The organism is Synechococcus sp. PCC 6717 (genome assembly GCF_022698185.1).
GTDB lineage: Bacteria > Cyanobacteriota > Cyanobacteriia > Thermosynechococcales > Thermosynechococcaceae > Thermosynechococcus > Thermosynechococcus lividus.
In genome coordinates this window covers 1-3,521 of sequence record NZ_JAKLTV010000047.1, presented here as the reverse complement: position 1 = coordinate 3,521, position 3,521 = coordinate 1, and the positions used below count along the sequence as shown (strand labels likewise).

The following is a 3,521-nucleotide window of genomic DNA, read 5'->3' as shown; positions in this document are numbered from 1 at the left end:
TATGGCAAATTGACTTCTCCCCTCCTTGAAAGAGAGGGGATTCCCAAAGGATGCTACGCAACGGGCTGAAGCCTCGTTGCTTCGCTTTTCCCTTGAGCTGTCACCCACAACTTAATGCGGGTGGGGGCAGTCAAAGACCCCCTACTCACCTCAAGCATTTCTGCTATTGGGACTACGTTTATGTTTCGGTTCGTGGTTTCGCGCTTTTCAACACTAGCCAATTCGATACGCTCAACATCCTGCCATTGCTTGCAGTGGTTTAGGCTTGCCGCCAAAGTGGTAGTGACTTACTTGCCGGGATTTCTCCGTACTAGGATGTTTCTTCGCGTAGTTGATACGCCTACTTTCCACGTCTCTAGTTTAACACATAGAGAGGGCTAAAGCCCCCTGAGTTGGCTGTATCCCCTCGCTAAAGCGGAGGGGTTTTAGCCCGCCCACATCACTCCTATAAATCGTCCCATGACACATTGCCTTTCATTGCATAGACTGCTTTAATTTGAATCAACTTTTGTCACTTCGGGTTCACAGTGCTGCCATGATGTTGTCATCTCCGTGTCTTAAGCTACAAGCCATAGAATACCTCAGCTACAAGCCATAGAATACCTCTGAAACCTTTGAATACGACCTGTGCTTGACAGTTTTATCCCATTCAGGAACCAACCATGACTACCATTGCCCGCAGTGCTTCCCCTGAGTCGAATTTAGCCACTACTGTTGCGGCAGAAACGATTCATTATCAAGTCGTTCATTGGATCACTGGACGGTTTCGGATTCGGATTCCCCGCTTGGGCGTTGATGCGGAGTATGGCGCACGCCTCCTCTATATTGTGGGAACCTTACCCGCTGTTACTACGGCACGGATTAACCCGCCTGCGCGGTCTTTAGTTGTGGAGTACAATCCCAAGCTTTTTGGCGAAGCACTGGCAACCGTACAGGGGCAGATTTTTGAGTCTATTCAGGTGGCAGCTAATCCGGACTTACCTGTCCTAGCGGCAGAAAAAGCAGCGCCGGCAACTGAAAGTCATGAAATTAATTATTGGGAGCGCCTAGGGCTGCCCGCCTTGGGGTTGGGGCTGAGCTTAGGCTCTCTCATGGGGCTGCCTATTCCGGGGTATGTGATTGCCAGTGTGGTTATTGCTGGAGCGATGCCCGTCTTTAAGCGGGCATGGGATGCTCTGCAAGAGGAAAAGCAGTTAACCATTGATTTTCTAGATGGGTTGGCGATCGCGCTGCACACGATGCAAGGTCATTATTTTGCTCCTTCCTTTATGTTGGGGTTAATCGAAGGGGGGGAAGTCATTCGGGATCTGACAGCCCGTGGGTCGGAGCGCGCTAATCTCAATCTGCTGGACTGCCTTGGCAAGACTGCGTTTGTAGAGCGCGATGGGGTTGAGGTAGAAGTAGAAGTTAAAGATATTGTCGAAGGCGATCGCGTCGTTGTTTACCCCGGTGACCAAATTCCGGTCGATGGCATTGTGCTGCGGGGCACCGGCTTAATTGATCAGTGTAAGCTAACGGGGGAATCAGTCCCTGTTACCCGCAGTGAAGGGATGGAGGTTTTTGCCTCAACGCTCCTAGTCGATGGCCAACTGGTCATTTTAGCTGAGCGGGTTGGCAACAATACCCGCGCAGGAGTTATTGTCGGCCTCATGCAGGCTGCCCCGGTGCACGATACTCGTATTGAAAACTACGCGGCGGCGGTGGCCAACCGAGCGGTGATTCCCACCCTTGCCATTGGTACTGGTGTGGGACTGCTCTCCGGTGACTTGAATCGGGCGATCGCCCTGCTCACCCTTGATCTAGGGACAGGGATCCGCGTATCGGTGCCCACGACCATTCTTTCTGCCCTCACCTACGCAGCGCAGCACGGTGTCTTGATCCGCAGTGGCCGCGCCATTGAAAAATTGGCGCAGATTGACACCATCGTCTTTGACAAAACCGGCACCCTCACCCAAGGGCATGCAGGGGTTACCGATATTAAAGTGATGGATCCCCGTTTCAGTGCAGAGGACATCCTCAGTATGGCTGCCAGTGCCGAGCAAGGGCTGACCCATCCGGTTGCTGAAGCCATTGTCCGCCATGCCCGCGAGACAAACGTGCCCCTTTACGACTGCGAAGACTGGGAATACCGTGTGGGCTTAGGGGTGGTGACCAAGGTTCGGGGTGTGGATCTGCGGGTGGGCAGCCGCCGCATGATGGATCAGGAGAACATTTGCCTAAACGAACTGAATGAGCGGTTCCCGGATCTCAATTCTGGGCGGGCATCGCTGGTTTATATTGCTGGTGATGGCCATCTCATTGGTGTCATCCTTTACAGTGACCCGATGCGCAATGAAAGCCCCGAGGTCATTCGCGAACTCAAAGGTGCAGGCATTACCCCCCATATGCTCACGGGCGATGTGGGTCGAGTTGCTCGTGCGGTGGCGAAGGATCTTGGCATTGCTCCCCAGAATATCTACGCTGAAGCCTTTCCCGAAAAGAAAGTTGAGGTGGTGCGCAGTCTCCACGACAGCGGTAAAGTAGTTGCCTTCTGCGGTGATGGCATCAATGACTCCGCGGCCTTGGCCTATGCAGATGTGTCTATTTCCTTTGCTGGTGCTACGGATATTGCTCGGGAGACCGCAGATGTCGTGCTGATGGAAGATGATTTGCGGGGGCTAACCCTTGCTATTCGCATTGCCAAGCAAGCCATGGAAATTGTCTGGCAAAACACAGCCATTGTAGCCATTCCAAACATTGGTGCGCTGCTGTCAGGCATCTTCTTTGCCCTTGATCCTATCCTTGCGGTGGTCATTAACAATGGAACCGCGATCTTGGCGGAACTCAACGGGTTACGCCCCTTGACTGGTCCGGGAGGCGCGTTGCCCTTACCTCCAGTCAAAGATACCAAAGAGTTCCTTGCGGAGTGGGAAGCCACGCACCCAGAACATCCAGTCCAGCATATTCCACCGCAGCATCGCTCTGTATGAGCGCATCCCGCAGTGGCTGTCGATGCAGTTCTGCCTCTGCGGGGCGATCGCTGGGTGTGTCGTCCTTGTTCGTTCGGGTTGTGTAGTACGGTTCTGCGGCAATCGGTAAGCCTTGCTGTCAGTTGGTCTTAGCTATGCCGGACGCCCTGCGCTCTACCTGTAGCTCACAGAAAACCTCCGAGAAGCCCCGCACCTTCAGGTCGGGGAGGGACAGGAGCGGCAATTGAGAGGGGTTCAATACCCCCGAAATTGCCAGGTTTAGTACGCTTGTTTTTCATAGTCACGGGTGAGAATATAAGAGGATGAAACAAACTCTGACACTAGTTTGCAAACTTGCAACCACACCCGAACAAAATGCCAAGATTGAGGCAGTGCTTCAGGCGTTTGCTGCTGCTTGCAACTATGCCAATGAGCGAGTCAAACCCAAAACAACCAGCAAAACAACGATTCAGTCGTTGGTCTATAACGACCTGCGAGAACAGTTTGGGTTGAGTGCTAATCAGGCAGTCAGGGTTTGTGCCAGGGTTGGGGCGAATCGAAAAACAGCCAAAG

2 protein-coding genes are annotated in these 3,521 nt (G+C 53.1%); both read left to right on the top strand.

Annotation, left to right across the window (positions count from 1 at the left end; all coding sequences use genetic code 11):
• Nucleotides 1-662: 662 nt before the first annotated feature.
• The gene (locus L5470_RS12540; protein WP_499500165.1) at nucleotides 663-2,969 is read left to right on the top strand and encodes a heavy metal translocating P-type ATPase; all 2,307 of its coding nucleotides are present in this window, start codon (nucleotides 663-665) and stop codon (nucleotides 2,967-2,969) included.
• A gap of 302 nt (nucleotides 2,970-3,271) precedes the next feature.
• The coding region (locus L5470_RS12535; protein WP_499500164.1) for a hypothetical protein at nucleotides 3,272-3,521 on the top strand (250 nt) is incomplete at its 3' end.

What these genes read in the sequence shown, in the direction of transcription:
- L5470_RS12540 (WP_499500165.1), top strand. Translation starts at nt 663, where the DNA reads ATGACTACCATTGCCCGCAGTGCTTCCCCTGAGTCGAATTTAGCCACT.